This is a genomic window from Rhodococcus parequi (assembly GCF_046042785.1).
Classification (GTDB): domain Bacteria; phylum Actinomycetota; class Actinomycetes; order Mycobacteriales; family Mycobacteriaceae; genus Prescottella; species Prescottella parequi.
In genome coordinates, this window is sequence record NZ_JBDLNV010000001.1 from 447,237 (window position 1) to 470,872 (window position 23,636).

Here is a 23,636-nt window from a genome sequence, read left to right on the forward strand (position 1 = left end):
ACGAATCTATCCGCTGTGGCGCGTCGTCATCGGCGGCCCCGGGGGCCGACTGGCAGAATCGGGGAGTGAGTACCGCGCCCAGCTACGACCCGCCGGAGTTGTCGACACGTCCCGTGCCGCGCCGGTCCTTCGGGGCCGGGGTCGCCCGTTGGGCCACCCGCTTGGTAGTCGGCGCCTTATTGATAGGTCTGGTGCTGGTAGGCGGGACGGCGCTGCGGGTGTGGCAGGTGGCCCGCATCACCGACACCACTCCTGCCGACGCGATCGTCGTGCTGGGCGCCGCGCAGTACGACGGCACCCCGTCGTCGGTGTTCGAGGCCCGGCTCGACCAGGCCCACAAGCTGTACGAGCAGGGCGTGGCCGCCACGATCGTCACGGTGGGCGGCAAGCAGGAGGGCGACGAGTACACCGAGGCGGCGTCCGGCAGGAACTACCTCGTGGACCAGGGTGTGCCGGGCGGCGCGATCGTCGCGGTCGAGGAGGGATCGGACACGCTGCTCAGCGTCGAGGCGGTCAGTCGCGAGATGGGGGCACGAGGCATGCATTCCGCGGTCCTCGTGAGCGACCCGTGGCACTCGCTGCGCACCCGCACCATGGCCCGCGACGCAGGCCTGGACGCCTGGACAGCGCCGACGCGGCAGGGCCCGGCCGTCATGACCCGCGAGTCGCAGCTGCACGGAATCGTCAGGGAGACAGGCGCTCTGCTGTGGTATCAGCTGACGCACTTCTCGGCGGACTTCGGCTACACGGCGGGTCAATGACCGAATCGACGACCCGTGCGGCGTACACCGCGCACGATCTGCAGCGCCGTGTCACCGAGCCGGCCAAGACCGCCGACCTGACATCGGGCGCCGACGGGGCGCAGCACCGAAGTCCCTTCTCCCGTGACCGCGCACGGGTGCAGCACTCCGCTGCGTTGCGCCGGCTCGCGGACAAGACCCAGGTGGTGGGCCCACGCGACGGCGACACGCCACGCACCCGGCTCACCCACTCGATCGAGGTGGCACAGATCGGCCGGGGCATCGCCGACGGACTCGGCCTGGACCCCGACCTGGTCGACCTGGCCGGATTGGCGCACGACATCGGCCACCCGCCGTACGGCCACAACGGGGAGAGGGCGCTCGACGAGGTGGCGGCGGTGTGCGGCGGCTTCGAGGGCAACGCCCAGAATCTGCGCATCCTCACCAGCCTCGAACCGAAGGTGCTCGACGCGGAGGGGCGGAGCGTCGGCCTCAACCTGACGCGGGCCTCGCTGGACGCCGCGATCAAGTACCCGTGGACCCGTCCGCGGCCCGGCGCCAAGTTCGGTGCGTACGACGACGACGCGGCGATCCTCGCGTGGATCCGGGAGGGGGCGCCCGAGGGCCGCAAGAGCCTCGAGGCGCAGGTGATGGACTGGGCGGACGACGTCGCGTACTCGGTGCACGACGTCGAGGACGGCGTCATCGCCGGACGCATCGATCTGCGCGCGCTCGCCGACGCCGCCGAGGTCCGGGCACTGGCCGAACTGGGGGCGGCGCGCTTCCCGGGGCCCGCCGTCGACGAACTGGTGGAGGCCGCGTCCCGGTTGTCACGGCTGCCCGTGGTGGCGGCGGTCGGACGCTACGACGGCACCCTCACGAGCGCGGTCGCGCTGAAGAACCTCACCAGCGAACTCGTGGGGCGCTTCGCGTCGGCGGCGGTCGCGGGCACCCGCACGGTCACCGGCCCCGGGCCCCTCGCGCGGTATCGGGCCGACCTGGAGGTGCCGCCGATCGTCGCCGCCGAGGTGGTGCTGCTCAAGACCGTCGCGCTGTACTACGTGATGTCCGACGCCGGGCACCTCAAGCACCAGGGCCGGCAACGGGAGCGGATCCACCGCGTCGCCGAATGGCTCCTGCGCACCGCGCCCGCCGGCCTCGATCCGCTGTTCCTTCCCGCCTGGGAGCGGGCCGCCGACGACGCCGCCCGGGTGCGGGTGGTGGTCGACCAGATCGCGTCGTGCACCGAGAGCCGACTCGAGCGGATCGACAAGCAGAGCCTGGGGGCCCAGGCCAGCTGGGGGTAGGCGGCGGGCGCGGAGCGCCTAGACTGTCGTGGTGGCCGGCCGAATCCCTGACAGAGACATCGCGGCCGTTCGCGAGCGCACTCGGATCGAGGACATCGTCGGCGAGTACGTCTCGCTCAAGCGCGCGGGCGGCGACTCCATGAAGGGGCTGTGTCCCTTCCACGACGAGAAGTCTCCGTCGTTCCACGTGCGGCCCAATCACGGCCACTTCCATTGCTTCGGCTGCGGTGAGGGTGGCGACGTCTACTCGTTCCTGCAGAAGATCGAGCACGTCAGTTTCGTCGAGGCCGTCGAGCAGCTCGCCGACCGGATGGGCTACCAGATCTCGTACGAGGGTGGCGGCCCGTCGGTCCAGCGCGACCGTGGCACGCGAGCCCGGCTGGTCGCGGCCAACGCCGCCGCCCAGGAGTTCTATGCGGCGCGGCTGAAGGAGCCCGACGCGCAGGCCGCCCGTGACTACCTCACCGAACGGAACTTCGACGCGGCCGCGGCGGCGCAGTTCGGCTGCGGTTACGCGCCCGACGGGTGGGACACGCTCACCAAACACCTGATGGCGAAGGGGTTCGAGGCGAAGGAACTCGAGGCCGCCGGTCTGTCCAAGGAGGGCCGCCGCGGACCGATCGACCGGTTCCATCGTCGTCTGCTGTGGCCCATCCGCAACCTTTCCGGCGACGTCATCGGCTTCGGCGCCCGCAAGCTGTTCGACGACGACACCATGCCGGGAAAGTACGTCAACACCCCCGAGACCATCCTCTACAAGAAGTCCAACGTGCTGTTCGGGCTCGACCTGGCAAAGCGGGATATCGCCAAGGGGCACCAGGCGGTGGTCGTCGAGGGCTACACCGACGTCATGGCGATGCACCTGGCCGGGGTGAAGACGGCCGTCGCGTCGTGCGGCACCGCGTTCGGTGACGAACATCTCGCGATGCTGCGTCGACTGTTGATGGACGACAGTTACTTCCGCGGCGAGATCATCTACACGTTCGACGGCGACGCCGCCGGCCAGGCGGCCGCGATGAAGGCGTTCGAAGGTGACCAGAAGATGGCCGGGCAGACGTTCGTCGCGATCGCGCCGGACGGGATGGACCCGTGCGAACTGCGACAGAAGTCGGGTGACGCCGCGGTCCGCGACCTCGTCGCCCGCCGCACGCCGATGTTCGAGTTCGTCGTGAAATCGCTGCTGGCCGAACATGATCTGGATACCGCGGAGGGGCGGGTGGAGGCGCTGCGCCGCACCGTCCCGGTGGTGGCCCGGATCAAGGAGTCGACGTTGCGGGACGGCTACGCGGTCCAGCTGTCCGGCTGGGTCGGCTGGGACGACATTCCCGCCGTCCGCCGGCGGGTGCGCGACGAGGCGCGCAAGTTCGCCCGTGGCGGGGGAGCCCCGGCCGCCAAGCGCCGCCCCGTCGACACCACCCAGATCGAGGCGTTCCCGGCGCCGGCGCCGGGGATCGTGCGCCCGCGCCCCAACGACCCGACGCTCTGGCCGCAGCGCGACGCACTCAAGGCGGCGCTGCAGTATCCGGCGATCGCGGGCACTGTCTTCGATTCGTTGCCGCCCGAGTCGTTCACTCACCCCGCCTACGCGGCGGTGCGCGAGGCCGTGGCCGCGGCGGGTGGGACGAGCGCCGGAATCGGCGGTGCGGAGTGGGTGGATGCGGTCGGCCGGGCCGCAGGCGACGGCACCGTGCACTCGATCGTGATGGAACTCGCGGTCGATCCGCTGCCCACCGACGACGACATCGCCCCCCGATACATTCGCGGTGTGCTCGCGCGCCTGCAGGAGGTGTGGGTGGGCGAGCAGGTGGCCGAGCTGAAGTCGAAGCTGCAGCGCATCTCTCCGACCACCGACTCCGACGAGTTCCATTCCCTCCTGGGCGATCTCGTCGCGCTGGAGCAGTACCGCCGGAGTCTGCTCGATCAGGCGATCGGCGACACCAGCGGCGAGGGCATCGCCTGACCCTCGCCGCGTGTGCGGCTCAGTTGTGGCGTAACTGGTCCTGGGGGACCAGGATCGTCGTCTGCTCGTCGATCGGCTTCATCGGCTCGAGCTTCGGTTGGGTGCTGAGGGAGTCCGACAGCTTCTGCCGACCCACCTCGATCGCCTTCTTGGTGGCAGGGCTCGTTGCCACGGCCTTGGCTGCCTTACTGATCTGTTCGTACCGGGCCCGGCCCGCCCGGGTACCCAGCACGTACCCCGCAGCGACGCCTACCAACAACCGCAACATTTCCGGATTCCTCCCGTCGAAGTGCCTGCGTACATCCTGCCTGATCGGTCTCTGTTCAGGCGATTTGGTACTTGGGTAGGGGTATGGGCTAAAGTTTCTCAGGCGCCGCCGGAAAGGGCAGCGCCGAGCAGGACAATCCCCTGTAGCTCAATTGGCAGAGCATTCGACTGTTAATCGAACGGTTGCTGGTTCGAGTCCAGCCGGGGGAGCCCAACCGAAGGCCCCTCACCCTCACGGGTGAGGGGCCTTCGGTCGTTCCAGGTCACGATCGTACTGATCACGCGGCGATGCGAATGGGCCACTGGCCGTCGACGTCGGACGCGTCGCGTCCCTCGCCCAGCAGGTACTCGACGAGGTCGCGCTGGCGCTCCGCGTGCCACGTCGTCTGGCTCGCCATCACGTCGTCGAGGATTCCGAGATCGGGAAACCGCTGCGGCAGGATCCGCGCCAGCTCCGCGGCCGCGAGGGCGTCGGACTCCGCCTCGTGCGCGGACCCCAGCACGACCCCGTAGTGCTCGCACAGCGCTCCGAGGGTGCGCTTGCCGTGACGCCGGCGATCCATCTCGCGATCGATCACGTACGGGTCGACGACGAGCCCGTAGTCCGACAGTGGCGGCCACCCCTGGCGGCGCCCCTCGGCGTCCAGCACGGTGAGGTCGTAGGCGGCGTTGAAGGCGACGACGACGTGGCCCTCTGCCCACGCGTCGGTGAGTGCCTGCCGAATCTCCCGATATCCCGTGGAGTACTCCTGACCGTGCTCGCGCGCGTGGGCGGTGGAGATTCCGTGAATCGCGACGGCACCCGCCGGAATCTCCACGCCGGGGTCGACGATCCAGTTCCGCGTCCGAGGTGCGCCGGCGTCGCCCGTGACCACACTCGCGGTGACGATCCTCGCCGAGAGCGGTTCTCGGCCAGTTGTTTCCAGGTCGAAAGCGCAGATCGGTCGAGTGGTCCAGTGGGTCATCGCGGTCCTTCGGCATTCGTCCGAGTCTGTTGCTCGGGTGTTCGCCGGTCAGTCTGCTCGCAGGCACCGACAGCGCGGCGCGGGCTGCGACACACGGCACCCCACGCAGGTGCGCGGCCGCGCTCGGGCGGTAACATTCGGCGGTCGGCGACACACGCCGCGGTACGGGGCGGTAGCTCAGTCGGTTAGAGCCGTGGACTCATAATCCATTGGTCGCGGGTTCGAGCCCCGCCCGCCCCACAAAGCTTCTTTCTCGCCCGGCGCAGGATCGTCGTGCCGGGGCCGTCCCACGATTCCGGCACGTACGGGTCAGCGGGTCTGTTCGGTGGTGAAGGTGGGATACGTCGCGCCCGGCACGTGGCCGAGGAGGCGGGCCCGGGCGCCGGTCACACTGTTTCCGCCGACGATCCAGGCAAAGCACCACGCGCCGCTGTCGAGGGCGATGATCGCGATCGTGCGGGGCAGGTGGTCCCAGCTCTGCGGTCCACGGATCACACGACGAATCGAGATCACCGATCCCGCCTGCGCCGGGTGCGTCAGGGCACCCGCCAGAGTTCGCGCGGAGCGGAGCAGCCTGGTGTCCTCGGTGACCAGTCCAAGCCCGAAGCACATCATGGGCACTTTCTCCGCGGTTCGGCTGATGGTACCGGTCCAGTCTGATCGCCTGGGTACGACATGAGTAACCGCACTATTACCTGTTCGAGTACCCGTTTTCGGGTGTCGCATCGCGTCTGGTCCGGTGGGCGGCGAGTACGGGATTCCCGTTCGATCGGTACCTACGCGGGATGAAACACGTTCGCCGAGAATGAAATCGACTGAAGATTTCCGGGTCGCCGGCCTACCGTGAGGTCATGTCCAGTCCCGATCTTCAGCAGCTGACGCCCTCGCTGCACCGCCTCCGGATCCCGACAGGGCCTGCTCACCTGCTGAACTGCTACATCTGGCTCGACTCGGACGGCGTGACGCTCATCGACACGGGCTGGCCGGACAGTGCCGAACTGATCGCGGCTGCGCTGGCAGCCCTCGGACGTGACCGCACGGATGTCCGAAGGATCGTGCTCACGCATTTCCACGAGGATCACACCGGGTCTGCCGCCGAGATCGCGACGTGGGCGTCCGTCGAGGTGATCGCAGGTGCAGGCGACTCGCGGTACGTGACCGGGGCCCGGAGAGGTCCGCTACCGGTCCTCACCGATCCCGAGAAGGCGATCCACGCAGAGTCCGACGAGCCTTCCCACGGCCCGCCGTGCCGTGTCGACCGGGAGGTGCGGGACGGCGACATTCTGGACTTCGCCGGCGGCGCACGTGTCGTCGCTGCTCCCGGACACACCCCGGGCAGCATCGCCCTGTTCCTGCCCGACGCCGCCGCCCTGCTGACCGGCGATGCGGTAGCCGAGTTCGACGGCCAGGTGATCCTCGGCGTGTTCAACACCGACCGGGCGGAGGCGAGCCGTTCGCTGGCGGCCCTCGCCGCGACGGGAGCTCGGATAGCCGGCTTCGGCCACGGTGAAGCCGTGCTGGTGAACGCGTCCGAGCGGATCGCGGCCGCTACCGACCCCTTCGCGCCCGCCGGGTGATCGGAATGGCACGCGCGGCCGCATGGTGCGTCGGACTCGTCGGGTTGGTGGTCGTTCCGGTCTGGCTCGTGTATGTCATCCTGATCTCGGAGGCGTCGTTCTTCGGTGAGTCTCCGTCGAGTACGAGTCTCGAGCGCGCCGATGATGCGCGGCTGTGGGGGCGGGTCGTCGGAACCTCGGCCCTCGGTCTCGTCGTCGGTGTCGTCGCGTGGGCCTTTCGCCGGGGTGTCCGGGCATGGGGACTCGCTGCGCTGGCGTGTATCGGCGTGGTGACCACGGCCTTCATGTGGGTGGCCTGATCCGGCGCGGTGCTGGACTCACGGCGCGCGACGTTTTCGCCAGACTGGTCGGCGGTAGCTCAGCGAGGGCGTTGCTCACTCCAGCCGACGAGTATCGTGCCGAGTACCCCGGATACCACGAACAGCAGCGTGAGTACGGTCGCGAAAGCGCCGAGGAGAGCACCGACGAGCGGGTAGAGGACGATCGATCCGACTGCGCCCAGCGCGCCGGAGATCAGGAGGACGAACCCCAGGACGGTGCCGGTTCGCTGCTTCAACTTCACCTCCCGGTTCGACTCGTGCGAAGCCTAGCGGGCATTGATCGGTTCCGTCCGCGCCAACTCCGACGCGCGGGAAACCCCGGCGCGTTCGCCGACGTCGACGACTCGCCTGGGACCTTCGGGAACGAGATCCGGGGGCGCATCGCCGAGTGTCTCGCCCGGCGGTACTGCCCTCGTGCGCGTTACGGTTTCGGGATGACGGACACCGCTCCCGCCCGCCTGTCGACCGCCGACACCGTCTTCTACCTGTCCAACCGTCCCACCATGGTCGGTGTGCTGGTGTTCGAGGACCGCGGCGATATCGAACAGGCCGAGGTGGAGGGGTGGCTCGCGGCGCGGCTGGATCGCTCGCCGATCCTGACTCACCGGCTGGTGCCGGTGCCGGGCTTCGTCGACCACCCGCGATGGGTGCGGGCCGAGGTGGACATCACGCGGCACGTCTCGGTCGAGCAGCACACCGACGCGGGATGGGATGCGCTGGGAGAGAAGCTGGTGCGCATGACCGCGGAGGGACTGCGTCGCGACGTGCCGCCGTGGAAGATATCGGTCTTCACCGACGTCACGGGAGTCGAAGGCTTTCCGGAGCGTGCCGTCGTCGTTGCTCTCCGAGTTCATCATTCGGTGACGGACGGCCTCGGGTTCGTCCATCTGCTCCGATCGATCTTCGGTGAAAGTGCCACGACCGAATGGCAGTTCGGGCCGAGCGCTCCGTGGTGGATCGCCGCGCCTATCCGCTTCCCCGCACTGCTGGCGCGAATGGGTTGGGTGACCGCCCGGCGGCGGATGGAAGCACGCCGCCTCCGCGATGTTCCGGTGCCGACTGCGCTTCGTCCGCGCACGCGCCTCAACGGCAGCGCCGACGGCGGACGAGCGCATCGGTTCCTGAGCTTCACCGTCTCGGAGTTCAAGTCCACGGCCAAGGCGTTGGGGGAGTACACGATCAACGATGTCGTCGTCGCGATCGTGGCCGGGGCGCAGCGGTCCTACATCGAAGAGAGGGGCGAGCTCCCCGATTTCTCTCTGGCGGTGCACGTCCCGCTGTCGCTTCGCGCCGGGGGCCCGCCCGTCGGCAACCGTATCGCGGCGATGATCGTCGACCTGCACACCGATCTCTCCGACCCGCGTGCTCGGCTCGAGGCCATCGCGGAATCGGCGGGCCGTGAACGAGCACGGGTGACACGATCCGGGCCCGCCCACATCGCGTTCCTCAATTCCATTCCCGCCCCGATACTCCGGTTGCTCTCGCGGCCCCCCGCCGCCCGCCCGGTTGCGGCGGCCGAAGTGATACGTCATCCCAACACCATCGTGAGCAACGTGCCGCGTGGCGCCGCGAACCTCGCGTTCCTCGGAATCCCGGTCCAGACGACCGTCAGCTTCCCGGAGGTGGTGGACGGACGCGGCGTCGGACACGTCGCCACGTCGATCGGGGACGCCCTCACGCTCGCGGTGTCCTGTGACACCGGCATGATGCCGGACCTCGATCACTACATGGAACTGATCGCGAAGGAGTACGCGACGCTGCGTGCCCTCGTGTGACCCGCCGGACGGTTCCGCCCACCCCGATGTGTCAGCGCAGACCACCCTTGTACGCCAGGGAGTAGGCCAACTTGCCCGGCTTCTCGTCCGTGAACGGCTTGGCGAGCTTCGCGAATTCGCCCTTTCCCTCGGCCTTGCCGTCGTTCCACTGGGCGAGGACGCCGAGTTCGCGGGCGGTGAAGCCGGCCTCCACGACGGCATCGGCGGCCAGCGCGGTCTGCGCCGTCGTCACTCGCTTGACGGTGTCGAGGTAGCTCGTCGGGTCGTTGCGGTTCCACGTGCTCAGGTCGACGCCGGATCGGCTCCGGACCCACGATCCCCAGTAGAACTCCTGGAACGGAACGGTGCCGGCGGTGAACCCGATGTCGCGCGCGAAGTACATGAGGCTGCGGTACCGGTCGTCGGCGAAGTTCACGAGACCCACGCCTTCCGGAAGTGATTCGACGGCAACAGGATTGCCGTCCACGTCCCGGTCCCACACCCACTTGTTCCGCTTCATCTCGGCCCAGAAGTCCGGTACCGACGAGCCGCTGAGGTTGTCGAGCACCCGCAGCCGGACGTGGAGGTCGGGCCCGCCGTCGGGGAGTTCGTAGAACGAGGTCAGCGTGTGATGGCCGTCGGTGAGGTACGGGCGCCCGCCCGGGCCGATCACGACGGTCTTCATCGGCGCGATGCTCTCGGTGGTCTCCTGCCCGAGCGGAAGCTCGCAATCGAACGAGGCCGGATCCGACAGCGTCGCGCCGGGGGCCGCGGCGGTGGCCTTCACCTGCCCGTTGGCCTCACACCAGTCGTCGAACTTCTTGTTGATCGAATCCTTGCCGAGCGTGTAGCGCCCGAGCTTGTAGTAGACCTCGTCGTATCCGAGCGACGGCTGGGTCGCGTGGACGTCCCCGATCCGGACGTCGAGCAGATCACCCGGGCGTGCGCACAGGTACGCAGGATCGGCGAGCGAACCAGTGGTCGTCAGTGAACCGGTCGCCGGCGAACCCGCGAACGTGGTCGCGGCATCGCACAGGGCGGTGGCGGGGCCGGGCAGCGGGGCGGCGTCGACGGTGCCGACCGCGACGGCGCCGGTGAGGGTGATCGCGAGGAGAGCGGCGGACGTCGTCCGGCGAGCGAGGTTCATCGGCAGGGATCTCCTGGTCGCATGGAATGGTCTGGGTCGGATCGAACTCGGTTGCACAGCTTCGACTCCGCCGGTGTCGTCCCGGCGCACCGCGGGCGTCAGGGGGACGGCGCGGGCATGAACGATTCGTCGTCGGTGCGGGTGTCCGGGCGGCGGCAACTGGTCGACTGACCGATTCATCAGCACGCGTTACACCGGTGCGGGCGGTGTAAATCTCCCGGTCAGCGGGCGGTTTCACTACTCGGCACCTAGAACATGTTTCAATTTGAAAGATTTGTGGCTATCGTCACAGCCATTGGTAGTCGGTATCGAAGGGCGGAATCAATGAAGACCAAGGGCGCGCTGCTGTGGGGTGTCAACGAGAAGTGGTCGATCGAGGAGATCGAGCTCGGTGACCCGGTTGCCGGCGAGGTGCAGATCCGCATGGAAGCTGCCGGCATGTGCCACTCCGACCACCACATCGTGACCGGTGCGACGCCGATGCCGTCATACCCCGCGATGGGTGGGCACGAGGGCTCCGGTGTCATCACCAAGGTCGGTGAGGGCGTCACGGGCGTCGAGGTGGGCGACCACGTCGTGCTCTCGTTCATCCCGGCGTGCGGACGCTGTCCGTCGTGTTCGGAGGGTCACTCGAACCTGTGCGATCTCGGCATGGGGCTGCTCAGTGGCCAGGCCATCTCCGACGGCACCTACCGCATCCAGGCGCGGGGCCAGAACGTCATTCCGATGTGCCTGCTCGGCACGTTCGCTCCGTACATGACCGTGCACGAGTCCTCCGTCGTCAAGATCGACAAGGACATCCCGTTCGAGCTCGCGGCCCTCGTCGGCTGTGGCGTTCCGACCGGGTGGGGCTCGGCGACGCACATCGCCGAGGTCAAGCCGGGTGAGTCGGTGGCCATCATCGGCGTCGGCGGTGTCGGCATGAGCGCGCTGCAGGGCGCCGTCGCGTCGGGCGCACGCCACGTGTTCGCGATCGACCCGTCGCCCTTCAAGCGCGAGCAGGCCCTCAAGTTCGGTGCCACGCACGCGTTCCCGTCCATGGAAGAGGCGATCGCCCCGATCATGGAGATCACGTGGGGCCGCATGTGCCAGAAGACCATCATCACGGTCGGTGAGATGAAGGGCGAGTACATCGACCCCGCCATGACGCTCACCGCCAAGAACGGCCGCTGCGTCGTCACCGCGATGGGCCACATGGCCGACATGGACGTCAGGCTCAACACGTTCCTGATGTCGATGCTGCAGAAGGACCTCAAGGGCAACATCTTCGGTGGCTGCAACGCCCGTGTCGACATCCCGAACCTGCTCAACCTGTACCGGGCGGGCCTGCTCAACCTCGAGGACATGGTGACCAACACCTACTCGCTCGAGCAGCTCAACGACGGCTACCAGGACATGCTCGACAACAAGAACATCCGCGGTGTCATTCGCTACACCGAAGCGGACTGGTGAGTGCCTGACCCAGTGGCCCTCGTAGTCTGATCGGGTGCAGACTCTCGATCGGATCGGGCAATGGCCGGTGGACAACGCCTCGGCTGCCGTCGTCGACGGCAGCCGAGGCGTTGCGCATTTCGGGGACCGGCAGCGGGTGTACCCGCTCGCTTCGGTCACGAAGCTGTTGTGCGCGTACGCCACCCTCGTCGCCGTCGAAGAGGGCGCGGTGGAACTGGACCAGCCCGCCGGCCCGCCCGGCGCCACGGTGCGGCACCTACTCGCGCATGCGTCGGGCCTCGCCTTCGGTGAACACCGCGTGCAGGCGGAGCCGGGGGCCAAGCGGATCTACTCGAGCGCGGGGTACGAGGTGCTGGCGGATTTCGTCGAGGCCGAGACGGGCATTCCGTTCGCCGAGTATGTGTCCGAGGGTGTGTTCGCGCCGCTGGGGATGGCGACCGCGGCGCTCGTCGGACCGGCGGGCCACGGCGCGCAGGCCAGTGTCGATGACCTGAGTCGATTCGCGGCCGAGCTGCTCCGGCCCACGCTGGTCTCCCCACAGACACACGCCGAGGCCACCACCGTGCAGTTCCCGGGGCTGGCCGGCCTGCTGCCCGGCTACGGCGCGCAGCGGCCCAACGACTGGGGCTTGGGCTTCGAGATCAAGAGCGGCAAGTCGCCGCACTGGACCGGCACCGGCAACTCGCCCGCGACCTACGGTCACTTCGGGCAGTCCGGGACGTTCCTGTGGGTCGACCCGGCCCTGGACGCGGCCTGCGTCGTCCTCACCGACCGGGCATTCGGGGACTGGGCCAAGCCGCTGTGGACCGACCTCGGCGACGCGGTCGTCGCCGACCTCAGCGGTCGCGGGTAGATCAATTTACAGCTACCACTGGCGTAACAGTGGTATCACAGGGCACACTGGTCGACGGTGTGTCCCGTTGCGGCGCATCCAGCTCCATGTATCGGCCGAGGTCGTTGGGGAAGACGTCCCTCGTCGAAGCTGGAGGTGTTGCAGTGCGCTCGTTGAACCAGTTCGCGGATGCGACGGCCGGAGTTGTCTACGTCCACGCGTCGCCCGCCGCGCTGTGCCCGCATGTCGAGTGGGCACTCACCTCGATCCTCGATGCCCGGCCCAACCTGAGGTGGACCGCCCAGCCGGCCGCCGCCGGCACACTGCGGGCAACCTGTGACTGGATCGGGCCGGTGGGCACCGCGTCCCGCGTCGCCGCGGCGTTGCGGGCGTGGCCGATGTTGTACTTCGAGGTGACCGAGAATCCGAGCGACGGCGTCGACGGTGAGCGATACAGCCACGTCCCCGGCCTCGGCCTGTGGCACGGTGCGACGAGCGCGTGCGGCGACGTGGTGGTGGGGGAGATGCGGCTGCGGTCCCTGCTGATGGATCGAGAAGATGATCTGGCGGACGCACTTGCGCACGCGCTCGGCACCGAATGGGACGACGTGCTCGAACCGTACCGCAGTGGTGGTGAGGGTGCCGAGGTGACCTGGCTGCGTCGCGACGTGGGTTGACCTCTGTTGCTCCACCTCTCGAAGTCCGAGGCGAATCTGGTTGCGGTACAACGAATTTTTCTCAAACGGACGGCCGTCTGAGTTCTCGAAAGATGTTGGGGTACTGCCCTTTCGGGAGCGCGAGAGTCGGTCCGAAACGGGCTCGTTTCGCAGTTTCCATCCGGTGGACCGGTTGTTGCCGATAGCGTCCTTTGTGCGCGTGGTCGAAAGAACGTGAAACGTCGCAACCCGTGGTTCAGGAGAGTCGGGTCGGCGACTGCGAAATGACCGTTTCGATGACTTTTCGACGACATTCGGAGGGCGTGGAATGACCAGAATACGTGGAGTTTTCGCGGGATCCATCGTCGTCGCTGCGGTGGCGACGAGTCTACTCCCGGGCACGGCGACCGCACAGGCGCCGGGTTGCGGGGATCGTGCGGTGCATCCGTCGGACCAGCAGGGCTGGGCTCCGTTGGACGGAACTGCACCCGAGTTCGTGGACGGGCCGGCGGGGGCGACCGACGACGGCTCGATCGAGTTGAGTGCGGCGGACAACTCCCAGAAGGTCGACTACTACCAGTTCGGGCTGACGCCCCTGGAGGGCGCGACCGATCTCGGGTTCCGGGTGAACACGTCGGCCGGCGCGTCCGCGTCGTACCAGTTCAAGGTGATCGGAGCGAGCCGAACCGACGGCAGCCCCTCGGCTTCACCTCGTTGGTCTGGGACCGCATCCCGAACGGACCCACGGCGGGCTGGGTGGACGAGACCGGGCTCGAGAACGGGCAGTGGTGGAGCACCCAGTCGATCGCCGGTGCCACCGGCGGGCAGGCGAACCCGGTGTCGCTGTCCCAGATCAAGGCGGCGAACCCGAGGGCGCAGATCTACGCGTACGGGGTCAACGTCGGGACCGGCGCGGGCGGGTCGACCTCCTACGTCGACAGCCTCCAGTTCGGGTGCACCCATTGGAATTTCGCGCCGGATCCGGAACCGGGAAGTCTGGGCAGCTCCGGAAGTCTGGGCAGTTCGGGGAGCCTGGGAAGCTCGACGAGCAGTCTCGGCAGCTCGGTCGGTAGCGTCGCCGGGAGCGCGGGTGGTTCGTCGGTCGACGTGACCGGCAGCCTCGAAGGCTGACGGGCGAACCGCGTTCCGAGTGATCGGTCCGGGGACGTCCGCCGCAGACGAAGCCGAGGCCTCCCGCAGGTGCGGGAGGCCTCGTCCTCTCGGTGTTCGACTGTGCCGGAGCGGCTTACAGCGGGATGTTCTTGTGCTGTCCGCGGTTCGCGGGCGCCGCGGCGAGTGCGCGAGTGATCATGCTGCGCGTCTTGGCGGGATCGATCGTCTCGTCGACGACGCCGATCGAGATCGCACGGCCGACGCCACCGGCGAGGGCTTCGTGCTCCTCGGCGAGGCGATCGTGCAGGGCCTCGCGCTCCTCCTCGGGTGCTGCCGCGAGAGCACGCTTGTGCAGGATGCCGACAGCGGCCTTGGCGCCCATGACGGCAACCTCGGAATCGGGCCACGCGTAGACCGCGGTCGCACCGAGCGCCCGAGAGTTCATCGCGATGTAGGCGCCGCCGTAGATCTTCCGGGTGACCAGCGTGACACGGGGGACCGCCGCCTCGGCGAACGCGTGCAGCAGCTTCGCGCCGCGGCGCACGACGCCCTCCCACTCCTGGCCGACGCCGGGCAGGTAGCCGGGAACGTCGACGATCACGACCAGCGGGATGCCGAAGGCGTCGCACAGACGCACGAAGCGGGCCGACTTCTCGGCGCTCTCCGAGTTGAGGCAACCGCCGAGGCGCAGCGGGTTGTTCGCGATGACGCCGACCGTCCGGCCACCGAGGCGACCGACACCGGTGACGATGCTGCGGGCCCAGTTGCCCTGCAGCTCCTCGAAACTCGACTCGCCCTCGACGTTGTCGAGGAACTCGTGCACGATCGGACGCACGTCGTAGGCGCGCTTGGCCGACTCCGGCATCAGCGCACGCAGGTCGGTGTCGCCGTGCTCGGCGGCCGCGAGATCGAACTCGCCCTGCTCGCAGAACATCGACACCAGGCGGCGTGCGCGGTGGTAGGCGTCGTCCTCGTCGCGCGCGGCGATGTGCGCGACGCCGGACTTCTTGCTGTGGGTGTCGGGTCCACCGAGGGTTGCCATGTCGACCTGCTCGCCGGTCACGCTCTTGACGACGTCCGGTCCGGTGACGAACACACGACCCTCGGGGGCCATGATCACGACGTCGGTGAGCGCGGGGCCGTACGCGGCGCCGCCGGCAGCGAAGCCGAGCACGACGGAGATCTGCGGGACGAGACCGGACGCGCGGACCATGGCCTCGAAGACGAGTCCGACGGCGTGCAGAGCCTCGACGCCCTCGGCGAGGCGCGCACCGCCGGAGTGCCACAGGCCGATGACGGGGGCCTTCTCGGCGATGGCGGTGTCGATCGCGGCGACGATGTGCTTGCAGCCGTAGACGCCCATCGCGCCGCCCATGACGGTGGCGTCGGAGCAGTAGGCGATGGTGCGAACACCGTCGATCTCACCCGATGCGGCAAGCACACCGGACTTGTCGCGGTCGTGTAGCGGTACGACGGTGCCGGCATCGAACAACTTGGCGAGACGCGCGAGCGGATCGCGCGGATCGGTCGATGCTTCGGACTGCGTCGCGGGAGCCAAGACGGTCATGATGTCCTCCTGAGCACGCCCACCTGGGGCGAAGGTTCGGGGGTGGGGACCCGGGTGCGGGTCCCCACCTGGCGATCCAGCAAGGTTCGGCTGGGTTATGCCCGGCCGAAGGCGAGCGCGACGTTGTGCCCACCGAAACCGAACGAGTTGTTGATCGCGAAATCGATGTCGCCGTAGCGGGGTTCACCCTTCACGACGTCGAGATCGATCTCCGGATCCTGGTTGTCCACATTCAGTGTGGGAGGAATGACACCCTCCCGCACGCTGAGGACCGTGAGCACAGCCTCGAGGGCGCCGACGGCGCCGATCGAGTGGCCCAGGGCCGACTTGGGCGCGTACACCGCGGGATGCGTGCCGACCGCTGCCTTGATGGCGATGCTCTCGGCGATGTCGCCGATCGGGGTGGCGGTCGCATGCGCGTTGACGTGCTTGATGTCGGACTTGGTGAGACCTGCGGTCTCGATGGCCCGGGACATAGCGCGTGCCGCGCCCGTGCCTTCCGGATCGGGCGCCACGATGTGGAAACCGTCCGAGGTGATGCCGGCGCCCAGCACGCGCGCGTGGATCGTCGCCCCACGTGCCTTCGCATGTTCCTCCGTCTCGAGGATCATCAAGGCTCCGGCCTCACCGAAGACGAACCCGTCCCGGTCCTTGTCGAAGGGGCGCGAGGCCGCCTTCGGGTCGTCGTTCCGGGTGCTGAGCGCGCGCATCATGGCGAAGCTCGCGATCGGAACCGAGCCGATAGCGCCCTCCACACCACCCGTGACGACGATGTCCGCGTCGCCCAGCGCGATCATGCGGAACGCATGAGCGATGGCCTCCGACCCGGACGAACACGCCGAGACCGGCGTGATGACACCGGCGCGCGCGCCGAGCTCGAGACCGACGGTTGCCGAGGGACCGTTCGGCATCACCATCTGGACCGCGAACGGCGACACCTTGCGGTATCCGCCCTCGCGCAGCTTGTCGACGGCGTCGATGAGAGCTTCGCCGCCGCCGAGTCCGGTGCCGATGACAACCCCGAGACGATCCTTGTCGACCTCGGGGCTGCCGGCGTTCTGCCAGACCTGTCGACCGAGAACGAGTGCGAGCCGCTCCACGAAGCTCATCCGTCGGATCTCGACCCGGCTCAGTGCATCGTCGAACGGGACCTTGAGTTGGCCACCGAAACGCACCGGCAGATCGAATTCCTCGACGAACGAGCCGTGGAGAACATCGATGCCGCTCTCACCGGCCAGCAGGCCCTTCCATGTGCCATCCACATCTCCGGCAACCGACGTCGTAGCCGCAAGGCTGGTGACGACGATGTTCGGTAATCGCCCTCGGGCAGAAGCGGAAGTCACGGTTGGCTCACTCGTCGTCGTTCTTGGCGGCCTCGAGCTTGGCCTTGACGGTCTCGGCGGCCTCGCCACCCTGGGCCTCGACCTTCTGGATGTAGGCGACGACATCGCCGACGGTGCGCAGACCGGCCAGATCCTCGTCCGGGATCTTCACGCCGTACTTGTCCTCGGTCTGGACCGCGATCTCGACCATGGACAGCGAGTCGATGTCGAGGTCGTCGACGAACGACTTCTCGATGGTGACCTCGGACGGCTCGATGCCGGTGACCTCTTCGATGATCTCGGCGAGGTTGGCGATGATGTCTTCCTGGTTGGCGGCCACTAGGTGGCTCCCTTCTTGTTCGATGTTCGTGTCTCGGTGTTCGGTCCGACCGCGGCCGGACCGGTGCGTGCGTGGTGCGCGCGCACGGAGCTAACCGATTTCGGTGAGTTCGGTCAGGGCGGGAATGTCTCCGGGAGATTTCAGCGCCACCGTCGGGGTGCCACGCATCTCACGCTTGGCGATCCCGATCAGGGTGCCTGCCGGAGGGAGTTCCGTGATGGCCGCGACCTGGGCGGTCCGCAGCGTCGCGGTGCACAGGTCCCAGCGCACAGGTCGGGTCACCTGCGCGGCCAGCTTAGTCAGGGCGTCCGCGCCGGAAGTGACCGGCGCGCCGTCCGAATTGGACAGCAGCGTTCGCGTCGGATCCCCGGGGGTGATCCGTGCGGCCGCGGCGGCGACGGCGTCCTGCGCCGGTGCCATGAACCGGGTGTGGAACGCCCCGGCGACCGGGAGGGCGCGCACGCGGGCCTTCTCCGGAGGATTCGCGGCGAGCTGCTCGAGAGCATCGAGCCGCCCGGCCGCGACGATCTGCCCGGCCGCGTTGCGGTTGGCCGGCGTGAGGTCGAGTTCCTCGAGCCGGGACAGCACCGCGGCCTCGTCCCCGCCGAGGACCGCCGACATTCCGGTGGGCTCGAGGGCACAGGCCTTCGCCATCTCCGCGCCGCGGATCGCGGCGAGGGTCACGGCGTCGTCGGGCGAGAGCACCCCGGCGACTGCCGCCGCAGCGAGTTCGCCGACCGAGTGTCCGGCGGCGATCGTGTCGGCGGGAATCAGGTCGCGCCGTTCGAGTTCCTCGTAGGCGAGGAGCGCGGCGGCGACGACCAGCGGCTGAGTAACTGCCGTGTCGGTGATCTCCTCGGCCGTGGCGGTGGTGCCGAGCCGGACGAGATCGAGGCCGGCAGCCTTCGACCACAGTGTCACGCGATCGTGCGCGCCCGGCAGGTCCAGCCAGGGGCTGAGCATGCCGGGTGTCTGAGAGCCCTGACCCGGGGCTAGCAACGAAATCACGCATTCCAGGGAACACCCTCGCACCGCGACGCGAGATGTTGTCGGGGATGAATCCCGGACACGTGTTTTGTAGGTTCCCTACAAAAATGCACGTCGCCGGCCGCTATCGAAATCGGGCGCCCTCGCGTTACGTGCCAACGTTCCGGATTGTGAAATTTGTGACGGATGTGTCGGAAGTCGACGTTTGAACGGGCGTTTGGGCAAGTCGACCGACCGTCGCTGCGACGCGGAGCACATACGCGTCGCGCGGATTGGTGGGATCCCGTCCCGTGATTTCTGAAATTCGCTTCAAGCGGTACCGAACCGTATTTGGATGAACAAACAGCTGACGGGCACACGCCTCGACGGCACCGCCGGAGTCCAGATAGGCGTCGAGGGTGTCCGCGAGGGCGGTTCCCGAGACGGACAGCGGGTGGATCAAACGCTCGTTCAGAGCGACGACCGCCGCGGTGTCCCCGAGCAGGGCACGTTCGGGCAGGAGCTCCGCTGCGAACACCGGCCGGGGCGCGCCGCGCCACCCCACGACGGCCTCCATCCCCGCCAGCGCCTCGACCGCACTGAAGTGTGCGGCGCCCAGGCTCGGGGTGGTGGGTCCGATCACGACGGGTCCCTCGGAGAACTTGTCCATCAGATCCGTCATGAACTCCCGGGCCGCCTTGCTGCCGTGCAACTCGCCGCTGACGACGAGGACGAGACGGTCGCCCTGGATCACCGCCAGCGCGCCGCGGCCGTGCCGCTGCGCCGTGCTGTGCACGGTGCTGATCACCGACACGCTCTCCTCGGGCGGGGGAGTGCCCACGATGACCGTCGCGGGGGCGGTGGCGTCCCAGTTGAGGGTCGCGGCGCGGGACTGCAGATCGGCGCCGGTGTCACCGCGCACCACCGCATCGACGACCAGGGCCTCGAGCCGGGTGTCCCACGCGCCACGGGACTCGGCCGCGCTGGCGTACACGGAGGCGGCGGCGAAGCCCAACTCGCGGCCGTACCGCAGGATCGCCTCGGTGAGCGCCACCAGTTGGCGGTCGTTACGGGCGAGTGCGGGCAGCCGCTGCTCGAAGAACTCCATCGCCACACGCACCATGTCGACGGTCTGGCGCAGTGTCAGTCGGCGGGCGAGGTCCTGCGGAATCACCTGGTAGGCGTCGATGGTGAAGCGGATGTCGCTCTCCGAGTCGGTGAGCCACTCGAGGAAGTTCACGACCGACTTCTGGACGATCATCTGGACGCTCGCGCGTTGCTCGGCGTCGAGGTCGGCGAAGAACGGCAGCTGGTCCTGCAACGAGGCGATCGCCTCGGTGGACAGTCGCCCCGAGAACTGCTTGACCCGGCGCAACAGTGCGTCCGGCAGCGAATCGCGGGTGGGCCGTCCGCCGGTACCGGGGGGCGGGGGCTGGAAGCGGACCCGTCGCGCCGGGGTCGGCGCCGGCGCCTCGTGCAGCGCGGGCACCTCCGACGAGCTGTTCGACCTCTCGGGCTGATCCTCGGCCATGAAAGGAACTTACGCCCGCCGCCGGTACGAGGTCTCGGGGACACTCGAGCCGGCGACGGGCGTGTTCAGCGGCGGCGAGGCCGCGTGGTCGGGTCTGCTCAGGCGACGCCGGGATCCGACGTCGACACCGGCGCGGCCAGCACGTCGTCGATCCGGTATCGGGCAGCGGCCTCGACGGCCTTCGACCGGTCGATCTCACCGGACTTCGCCAACGCGGAGAGCACCGCGACGACGATCGACTCGGCATCGACGTTGAAGAAGCGGCGCGCGGCCGGGCGGGTGTCGGAGAAGCCGAACCCGTCGGTGCCGAGCGTCGTGTACGAGCCCGGGACCCACTGGCGGATCTGGTCCGGCACCGCGCGCATCCAGTCGGAGGCGGCGACGAACGGGCCCTGCGCCTGCGAGAGCGCCTTCGTCACGTACGGGGTCGGAGCGTCGGCGCCGGGGTTGTGCAGCGCCTGACGCTCGCATTCGACGCCGTCGCGGCGCAGCTCGCCCCACGACGTCACCGACCACAGGTCCGCGGCCACGCCCCACTCGTCCGCGAGCAGCTGCTGCGCGCGCACACCGTCCGGCATCGTGACGCCGGAGACGAGGATCTGGGCGCGCGGCCCCGAATTCTCGGCCGGCTTGTACAGGTAGATGCCCTTGAGCAGGCCGTCGACGTCGAGGTTCTCCGGCTCGGCGGGCTGCTGGTACGGCTCGTTGTAGACGGTCAGGTAGTAGAAGATGTTCTCGCCACCGAAGCCGTCCACGCCCGGGGTGCCGCCGTACATCCGGCGCAGACCGTCCTTGACGATGTGCGCGATCTCGTACGAGAACGACGGATCGTAGGACACCGCCGCCGGGTTGGTCGACGCCAGCAGCAGCGAGTGACCGTCGGCGTGCTGCAGACCCTCACCGGTGAGGGTGGTGCGCCCGGCGGTGGCGCCGAGCACGAAGCCGCGGGCCATCTGGTCCGCCGCTGCCCACAGGCCGTCGCCGGTCCGCTGGAAGCCGAACATCGAGTAGAAGATGTAGACCGGGATCATCGGCTCGCCGTGCGTCGCGTACGAGGTGCCGACCGCGGTGAACGACGACGTCGAGCCGGCCTCGTTGATGCCCTCGTGGAGGATCTGGCCGACGGTGCTCTCCTTGTAGGCGAGCATCAGTTCGGCGTCGACCGACGTGTACAGCTGGCCGTTGCGGTTGTAGATCTTCAGCGACGGGAACCACGAGTCCATGCCGAAGGTGCGGGCCTCGTCGGGGATGATCGGCACGATGCGCTTGCCGATCTCCTTGTCCCGCAACAGCTCCTTGAGGATGCGCACGACCGCCATAGTGGTCGCGACCTCCTGCTTGCCGGAGCCCTTGCGGACGACGTCGTAGGTCTTGTCCGCGGGCTGCGGGAGCGGTGCGGCGTCGGTGCGGCGAGACGGCAGGAACCCGCCGAGCGCCTTGCGACGCTGCAGCATGTACTGGATCTCCGGGGAGTCCGTACCGGGGTGGTAGTACGGGGGCAGGTACGGATCCTTCTCGAGCTCCGCGTCGGAGATCGGGATGCGCTGGATGTCGCGGAAGCGCTTGAGGTCGTCGAGCGTCAGCTTCTTCATCTGGTGTGTGGCGTTGCGGCCCTCGAAGTGCTTGCCGAGGGTGTAGCCCTTGATGGTGTGCGCCAGGATCACCGTCGGCTGGCCCTTGTGCGACATCGCGGCCGCGTACGCCGCGTGGATCTTGCGGTAGTCGTGGCCGCCGCGCTTGAGGTTCCAGATCTCCTGGTCGGTCATGTCCGCGACGAGCGCCTTGGTGCGCGGGTCGCGGCCGAAGAAGTGCTCACGGACGAACGCGCCGTCGTTGGCCTTGTACGTCTGGAAGTCGCCGTCCGGCGTCTCGTTCATGAGGTTGACCAGCGCGCCGTCCTTGTCGGCGTGCAGCAGCGAGTCCCACTCGCGGCCCCACACGACCTTGATGACGTTCCAGCCGGCGCCGCGGAAGAACGACTCCAGCTCCTGGATGATCTTGCCGTTGCCGCGGACCGGGCCGTCGAGACGCTGCAGATTGCAGTTGATGACGAAGGTCAGGTTGTCGAGGCCCTCGGTGGCTGCGACGTGCGCGAGACCGCGCGACTCCGGCTCGTCCATCTCGCCGTCGCCGAGGAACGCCCACACGTGCTGCTCGGAGGTGTCCTTGACACCGCGATCGTGCAGGTAGTGGTTGAAGCGCGCCTGGTAGATGGCGTTCATCGGGCCCAGGCCCATCGACACCGTCGGGAACTCCCAGAAGTCCGGGAGCAGGCGCGGATGCGGGTACGAGGGCAGACCGCCGCCGGCCTGCGCGTGGCTGGCCTCCTGGCGGAAGCCGTCCATCTGCTCGGCAGGGATGCGGCCCTCGAGGAACGCGCGAGCGTAGATGCCCGGGGACGCGTGACCTTGGACGAAGATGTGGTCGCCGCCGCCCGGATGGTCCTTGCCGCGGAAGAAGTGGTTGAAGCCGACCTCGTAGAGCGCGGCCGACGACGCGTACGTCGAGATGTGGCCACCGACGCCGACGCCGGGCCGCTGCGCGCGGTGCACCATGATCGCGGCGTTCCAGCGGATCCAGGCGCGGTACCGGCGCTCGACGTCCTCGTCGCCGGGGAACCACGGCTCGTTCTCGGTCGGAATGGTGTTGACGTAGTCGGTGGACGTCAGTGCGGGGATGGCCACGTGCTTCTCCCCGGCGCGCTCGAGCAGGCGCAGCATCAGGTAGCGGGCGCGGGCCGATCCCGAACGGTCGAGCAGACCGTCGAACGATTCGAGCCACTCGGTGGTCTCGTCCGGATCGATGTCCGGCAGGTAGGACGCCACGCCCTCGCGGATGACGCGAACCCGGCCGTCGGCTCCGGGCTGTGCATTCGCGGCAGGTGGCTGGACCGCTCCGGAAACGCCCGGTGTGTCGGCGTTCGGTTGAGACGCGGGCCCCTGGATCAGGTCTGACAAGGTGTGCTCCTCATTGTGGTGGGACGCGCGGTGTCGCGTCCGCTCCATCCGGGCGGTCCTTGTTAGGACCGTCCGACTTTCCATATGAATATGGCGCAGCCCTCATCTTTCCCCATCCGGACTCGGGAGGCACCCCCGCTCCTGTTGTCCGGTACCCGGCGCGTCGCGGACCGACGGTTCGGCCCGAGAACGTCCAGTTCGCGGCGATTCTCAGGAATCGGGGGCGACTTTCTCGAGGTTTTCGGCGTCGTCGGCTTGCGCGAAAGCTCCCGACCATGTTCGCTTTCACCTATTGATCGACAGAAGATCGATCGTCACCACAAGGTCAGCAGGACCACGCGGAGGGTTTCGCGAGGTGCTGCGGCCGACCGAACAGAGGAGGACACCACCGTGGTCGCCGCGGCGGACGCTCAGAACTACGCTCAGAAGCTTGGCATCACCCCCGAAATGGCGGTTCAGGAACTGGGCTGGGACGAGGACACCGACGACGACATTCGTTCGGCGGTGGAGGAGACCATCGGTGGGGAGATGGTGGACGAGGACTCCGACGAGGTCATGGACGTCGTGCTGCTGTGGTGGCGCGACGGGGACGGTGACCTGGTCGACGCCCTGATGGACGCGATCGGCCCGTTGTCCGACGACGGCTTCGTGTGGGTGCTCACCCCGAAGACCGGGCAGCCCGGACACGTCGAGCCCAGCGAGATCGCCGAATCCGCACCCACCGCAGGTCTGACGCAGACCTCGGCCGCGAATCTCGGCATGTGGAGCGGTAGCCGGCTGGTGCAGCCGAAGGCCCGCGCACCCAAGCGCTGACCGCCCGAAGTCTCTTCCAGGCCCCTCCGCACGGCGTACTTTGGTCGTGA

At 68.3% G+C, this 23,636-nt stretch carries 23 protein-coding genes and 2 tRNA genes; 14 read left to right on the forward strand and 11 right to left on the reverse strand.

The annotated features are described in order from the left end of the window. Positions 1-65 precede the first annotated feature (65 nt). The 3 genes from ABEU20_RS02125 to dnaG are packed head-to-tail and all read left to right on the forward strand — an operon-like array spanning position 66 to position 4,007. The gene (locus ABEU20_RS02125) at positions 66-761 is read left to right on the forward strand and encodes a YdcF family protein (protein ID WP_420162730.1); all 696 of its coding nucleotides are present in this window, start codon (positions 66-68) and stop codon (positions 759-761) included. Next, positions 758-2,047 carry a deoxyguanosinetriphosphate triphosphohydrolase gene (locus tag ABEU20_RS02130; protein ID WP_420162731.1) on the forward strand — a complete coding sequence of 430 codons (1,290 nt, stop codon included), beginning with the start codon at positions 758-760 and terminating at the stop codon, positions 2,045-2,047. Before ABEU20_RS02125 ends, ABEU20_RS02130 begins: the two co-directional genes overlap by 4 nt. Positions 2,048-2,078: 31 nt before the next feature. Continuing rightward, positions 2,079-4,007, forward strand: coding sequence for a DNA primase (gene dnaG, locus ABEU20_RS02135; RefSeq protein WP_420162732.1), 1,929 nt, complete (start codon positions 2,079-2,081; stop codon positions 4,005-4,007). A gap of 19 nt (positions 4,008-4,026) precedes the next feature. On the opposite strand, the gene ABEU20_RS02140 is transcribed toward dnaG, so the two are convergent. After that, a complete protein-coding gene (locus ABEU20_RS02140) occupies positions 4,027-4,275 on the reverse strand; it encodes a hypothetical protein (RefSeq protein WP_420162733.1) in 249 nt (82 codons plus the stop codon). Between the two features lie 136 nt (positions 4,276-4,411). On the opposite strand from ABEU20_RS02140, the gene ABEU20_RS02145 reads away from it, so the two are divergent. Further along, positions 4,412-4,484 (forward strand) — tRNA-Asn (locus ABEU20_RS02145). Positions 4,485-4,552: 68 nt separating this feature from the next. Here the strand turns inward: ABEU20_RS02145 and ABEU20_RS02150 are convergent. Then, a complete protein-coding gene (locus ABEU20_RS02150; protein WP_420162734.1) occupies positions 4,553-5,239 on the reverse strand; it encodes a 3'-5' exonuclease in 687 nt (228 codons plus the stop codon). A gap of 166 nt (positions 5,240-5,405) precedes the next feature. Here ABEU20_RS02150 and ABEU20_RS02155 point away from each other — a divergent pair. Beyond that, a tRNA-Ile gene (locus ABEU20_RS02155) sits at positions 5,406-5,479 on the forward strand. Between the two features lie 69 nt (positions 5,480-5,548). Here the strand turns inward: ABEU20_RS02155 and ABEU20_RS02160 are convergent. Continuing rightward, complete coding sequence (locus ABEU20_RS02160) at positions 5,549-5,851, reverse strand: hypothetical protein (RefSeq protein WP_420162735.1); 303 nt, start codon at positions 5,849-5,851, stop codon at positions 5,549-5,551. A 239-nt stretch (positions 5,852-6,090) separates the two neighbouring features. On the opposite strand from ABEU20_RS02160, the gene ABEU20_RS02165 reads away from it, so the two are divergent. Both ABEU20_RS02165 and ABEU20_RS02170 read left to right on the forward strand, forming a co-directional pair. Continuing rightward, positions 6,091-6,816, forward strand: a complete 726-nt coding sequence (locus ABEU20_RS02165) for an MBL fold metallo-hydrolase (protein ID WP_420162736.1) — start codon at positions 6,091-6,093, stop codon at positions 6,814-6,816. Positions 6,817-6,821: 5 nt separating this feature from the next. Then, complete coding sequence (locus ABEU20_RS02170) at positions 6,822-7,115, forward strand: hypothetical protein (RefSeq protein WP_420162737.1); 294 nt, start codon at positions 6,822-6,824, stop codon at positions 7,113-7,115. Between the two features lie 59 nt (positions 7,116-7,174). On the opposite strand, the gene ABEU20_RS02175 is transcribed toward ABEU20_RS02170, so the two are convergent. Then, positions 7,175-7,372, reverse strand: a complete 198-nt coding sequence (locus ABEU20_RS02175) for a hypothetical protein (RefSeq protein WP_420162738.1) — start codon at positions 7,370-7,372, stop codon at positions 7,175-7,177. A 198-nt stretch (positions 7,373-7,570) separates the two neighbouring features. Here ABEU20_RS02175 and ABEU20_RS02180 point away from each other — a divergent pair, with 198 nt between their 5' ends. Further along, positions 7,571-8,911: a WS/DGAT domain-containing protein gene (locus tag ABEU20_RS02180; RefSeq protein ID WP_420162739.1), complete on the forward strand. Its 1,341-nt coding sequence runs from the start codon at positions 7,571-7,573 to the stop codon at positions 8,909-8,911. A 31-nt stretch (positions 8,912-8,942) separates the two neighbouring features. Here the strand turns inward: ABEU20_RS02180 and ABEU20_RS02185 are convergent, their stop codons facing one another. After that, complete coding sequence (locus ABEU20_RS02185) at positions 8,943-10,037, reverse strand: ParB-like protein (protein WP_420162740.1); 1,095 nt, start codon at positions 10,035-10,037, stop codon at positions 8,943-8,945. 21 nt (positions 10,038-10,058) lie between these two features. Between ABEU20_RS02185 and ABEU20_RS02190 the strand changes: the two genes are divergently transcribed. From ABEU20_RS02190 to ABEU20_RS02210, 5 genes are all read left to right on the forward strand, one after another. Beyond that, entirely contained in the window at positions 10,059-10,208 is a 150-nt protein-coding gene (locus ABEU20_RS02190; protein ID WP_420162741.1) for a hypothetical protein, read from the forward strand. A gap of 153 nt (positions 10,209-10,361) precedes the next feature. After that, positions 10,362-11,489, forward strand: a complete 1,128-nt coding sequence (locus tag ABEU20_RS02195) for an NDMA-dependent alcohol dehydrogenase (protein ID WP_420162742.1) — start codon at positions 10,362-10,364, stop codon at positions 11,487-11,489. A gap of 34 nt (positions 11,490-11,523) precedes the next feature. Then, positions 11,524-12,342, forward strand: coding sequence for a serine hydrolase domain-containing protein (locus tag ABEU20_RS02200; protein ID WP_420162743.1), 819 nt, complete (start codon positions 11,524-11,526; stop codon positions 12,340-12,342). 143 nt (positions 12,343-12,485) lie between these two features. Continuing rightward, on the forward strand, positions 12,486-12,998 hold the full coding sequence (locus ABEU20_RS02205; protein WP_420162744.1) for a DUF3145 domain-containing protein: 513 nt from the start codon (positions 12,486-12,488) through the stop codon (positions 12,996-12,998). A 693-nt stretch (positions 12,999-13,691) separates the two neighbouring features. After that, positions 13,692-14,108, forward strand: a complete 417-nt coding sequence (locus tag ABEU20_RS02210; RefSeq protein WP_420162745.1) for a hypothetical protein — start codon at positions 13,692-13,694, stop codon at positions 14,106-14,108. A gap of 115 nt (positions 14,109-14,223) precedes the next feature. Here the strand turns inward: ABEU20_RS02210 and ABEU20_RS02215 are convergent, their stop codons facing one another. The 6 genes from ABEU20_RS02215 to aceE form a co-directional block, all read right to left on the reverse strand. Continuing rightward, positions 14,224-15,657, reverse strand: a complete 1,434-nt coding sequence (locus tag ABEU20_RS02215; RefSeq protein WP_420162746.1) for an acyl-CoA carboxylase subunit beta — start codon at positions 15,655-15,657, stop codon at positions 14,224-14,226. A 95-nt stretch (positions 15,658-15,752) separates the two neighbouring features. Continuing rightward, on the reverse strand, positions 15,753-17,000 hold the full coding sequence (locus tag ABEU20_RS02220) for a KasA/KasB family beta-ketoacyl-ACP synthase (protein WP_420162747.1): 1,248 nt from the start codon (positions 16,998-17,000) through the stop codon (positions 15,753-15,755). 7 nt (positions 17,001-17,007) lie between these two features. Next, positions 17,008-17,319: a meromycolate extension acyl carrier protein AcpM gene (gene acpM / locus ABEU20_RS02225; protein ID WP_420162748.1), complete on the reverse strand. Its 312-nt coding sequence runs from the start codon at positions 17,317-17,319 to the stop codon at positions 17,008-17,010. A 90-nt stretch (positions 17,320-17,409) separates the two neighbouring features. Next, positions 17,410-18,327 (reverse strand): ACP S-malonyltransferase, encoded by a 918-nt coding sequence (locus ABEU20_RS02230; RefSeq protein WP_420162749.1) that lies wholly within the window; start codon positions 18,325-18,327, stop codon positions 17,410-17,412. A 127-nt stretch (positions 18,328-18,454) separates the two neighbouring features. Then, positions 18,455-19,816: a PucR family transcriptional regulator gene (locus ABEU20_RS02235; protein ID WP_420162750.1), complete on the reverse strand. Its 1,362-nt coding sequence runs from the start codon at positions 19,814-19,816 to the stop codon at positions 18,455-18,457. Between the two features lie 98 nt (positions 19,817-19,914). Beyond that, positions 19,915-22,773 (reverse strand): pyruvate dehydrogenase (acetyl-transferring), homodimeric type, encoded by a 2,859-nt coding sequence (gene aceE / locus ABEU20_RS02240; protein WP_420162751.1) that lies wholly within the window; start codon positions 22,771-22,773, stop codon positions 19,915-19,917. A gap of 390 nt (positions 22,774-23,163) precedes the next feature. On the opposite strand from aceE, the gene ABEU20_RS02245 reads away from it, so the two are divergent. Then, positions 23,164-23,586: a DUF3052 domain-containing protein gene (locus ABEU20_RS02245; RefSeq protein WP_420162752.1), complete on the forward strand. Its 423-nt coding sequence runs from the start codon at positions 23,164-23,166 to the stop codon at positions 23,584-23,586. The last annotated feature ends 50 nt before the right edge of the window (positions 23,587-23,636 follow it).

What these genes read in the sequence shown, in the direction of transcription:
- ABEU20_RS02130 (WP_420162731.1), top strand. Translation starts at nt 758, where the DNA reads ATGACCGAATCGACGACCCGTGCGGCGTACACCGCGCACGATCTGCAG.
- ABEU20_RS02140 (WP_420162733.1), bottom strand. Translation starts at nt 4,275, where the DNA reads ATGTTGCGGTTGTTGGTAGGCGTCGCTGCGGGGTACGTGCTGGGTACC.
- ABEU20_RS02150 (WP_420162734.1), bottom strand. Translation starts at nt 5,239, where the DNA reads ATGACCCACTGGACCACTCGACCGATCTGCGCTTTCGACCTGGAAACA.
- ABEU20_RS02160 (WP_420162735.1), bottom strand. Translation starts at nt 5,851, where the DNA reads ATGTGCTTCGGGCTTGGACTGGTCACCGAGGACACCAGGCTGCTCCGC.
- ABEU20_RS02165 (WP_420162736.1), top strand. Translation starts at nt 6,091, where the DNA reads ATGTCCAGTCCCGATCTTCAGCAGCTGACGCCCTCGCTGCACCGCCTC.
- ABEU20_RS02170 (WP_420162737.1), top strand. Translation starts at nt 6,822, where the DNA reads ATGGCACGCGCGGCCGCATGGTGCGTCGGACTCGTCGGGTTGGTGGTC.
- ABEU20_RS02180 (WP_420162739.1), top strand. Translation starts at nt 7,571, where the DNA reads ATGACGGACACCGCTCCCGCCCGCCTGTCGACCGCCGACACCGTCTTC.
- ABEU20_RS02185 (WP_420162740.1), bottom strand. Translation starts at nt 10,037, where the DNA reads ATGAACCTCGCTCGCCGGACGACGTCCGCCGCTCTCCTCGCGATCACC.
- ABEU20_RS02190 (WP_420162741.1), top strand. Translation starts at nt 10,059, where the DNA reads ATGGAATGGTCTGGGTCGGATCGAACTCGGTTGCACAGCTTCGACTCC.
- ABEU20_RS02195 (WP_420162742.1), top strand. Translation starts at nt 10,362, where the DNA reads ATGAAGACCAAGGGCGCGCTGCTGTGGGGTGTCAACGAGAAGTGGTCG.
- ABEU20_RS02215 (WP_420162746.1), bottom strand. Translation starts at nt 15,657, where the DNA reads ATGACCGTCTTGGCTCCCGCGACGCAGTCCGAAGCATCGACCGATCCG.
- ABEU20_RS02235 (WP_420162750.1), bottom strand. Translation starts at nt 19,816, where the DNA reads ATGGCCGAGGATCAGCCCGAGAGGTCGAACAGCTCGTCGGAGGTGCCC.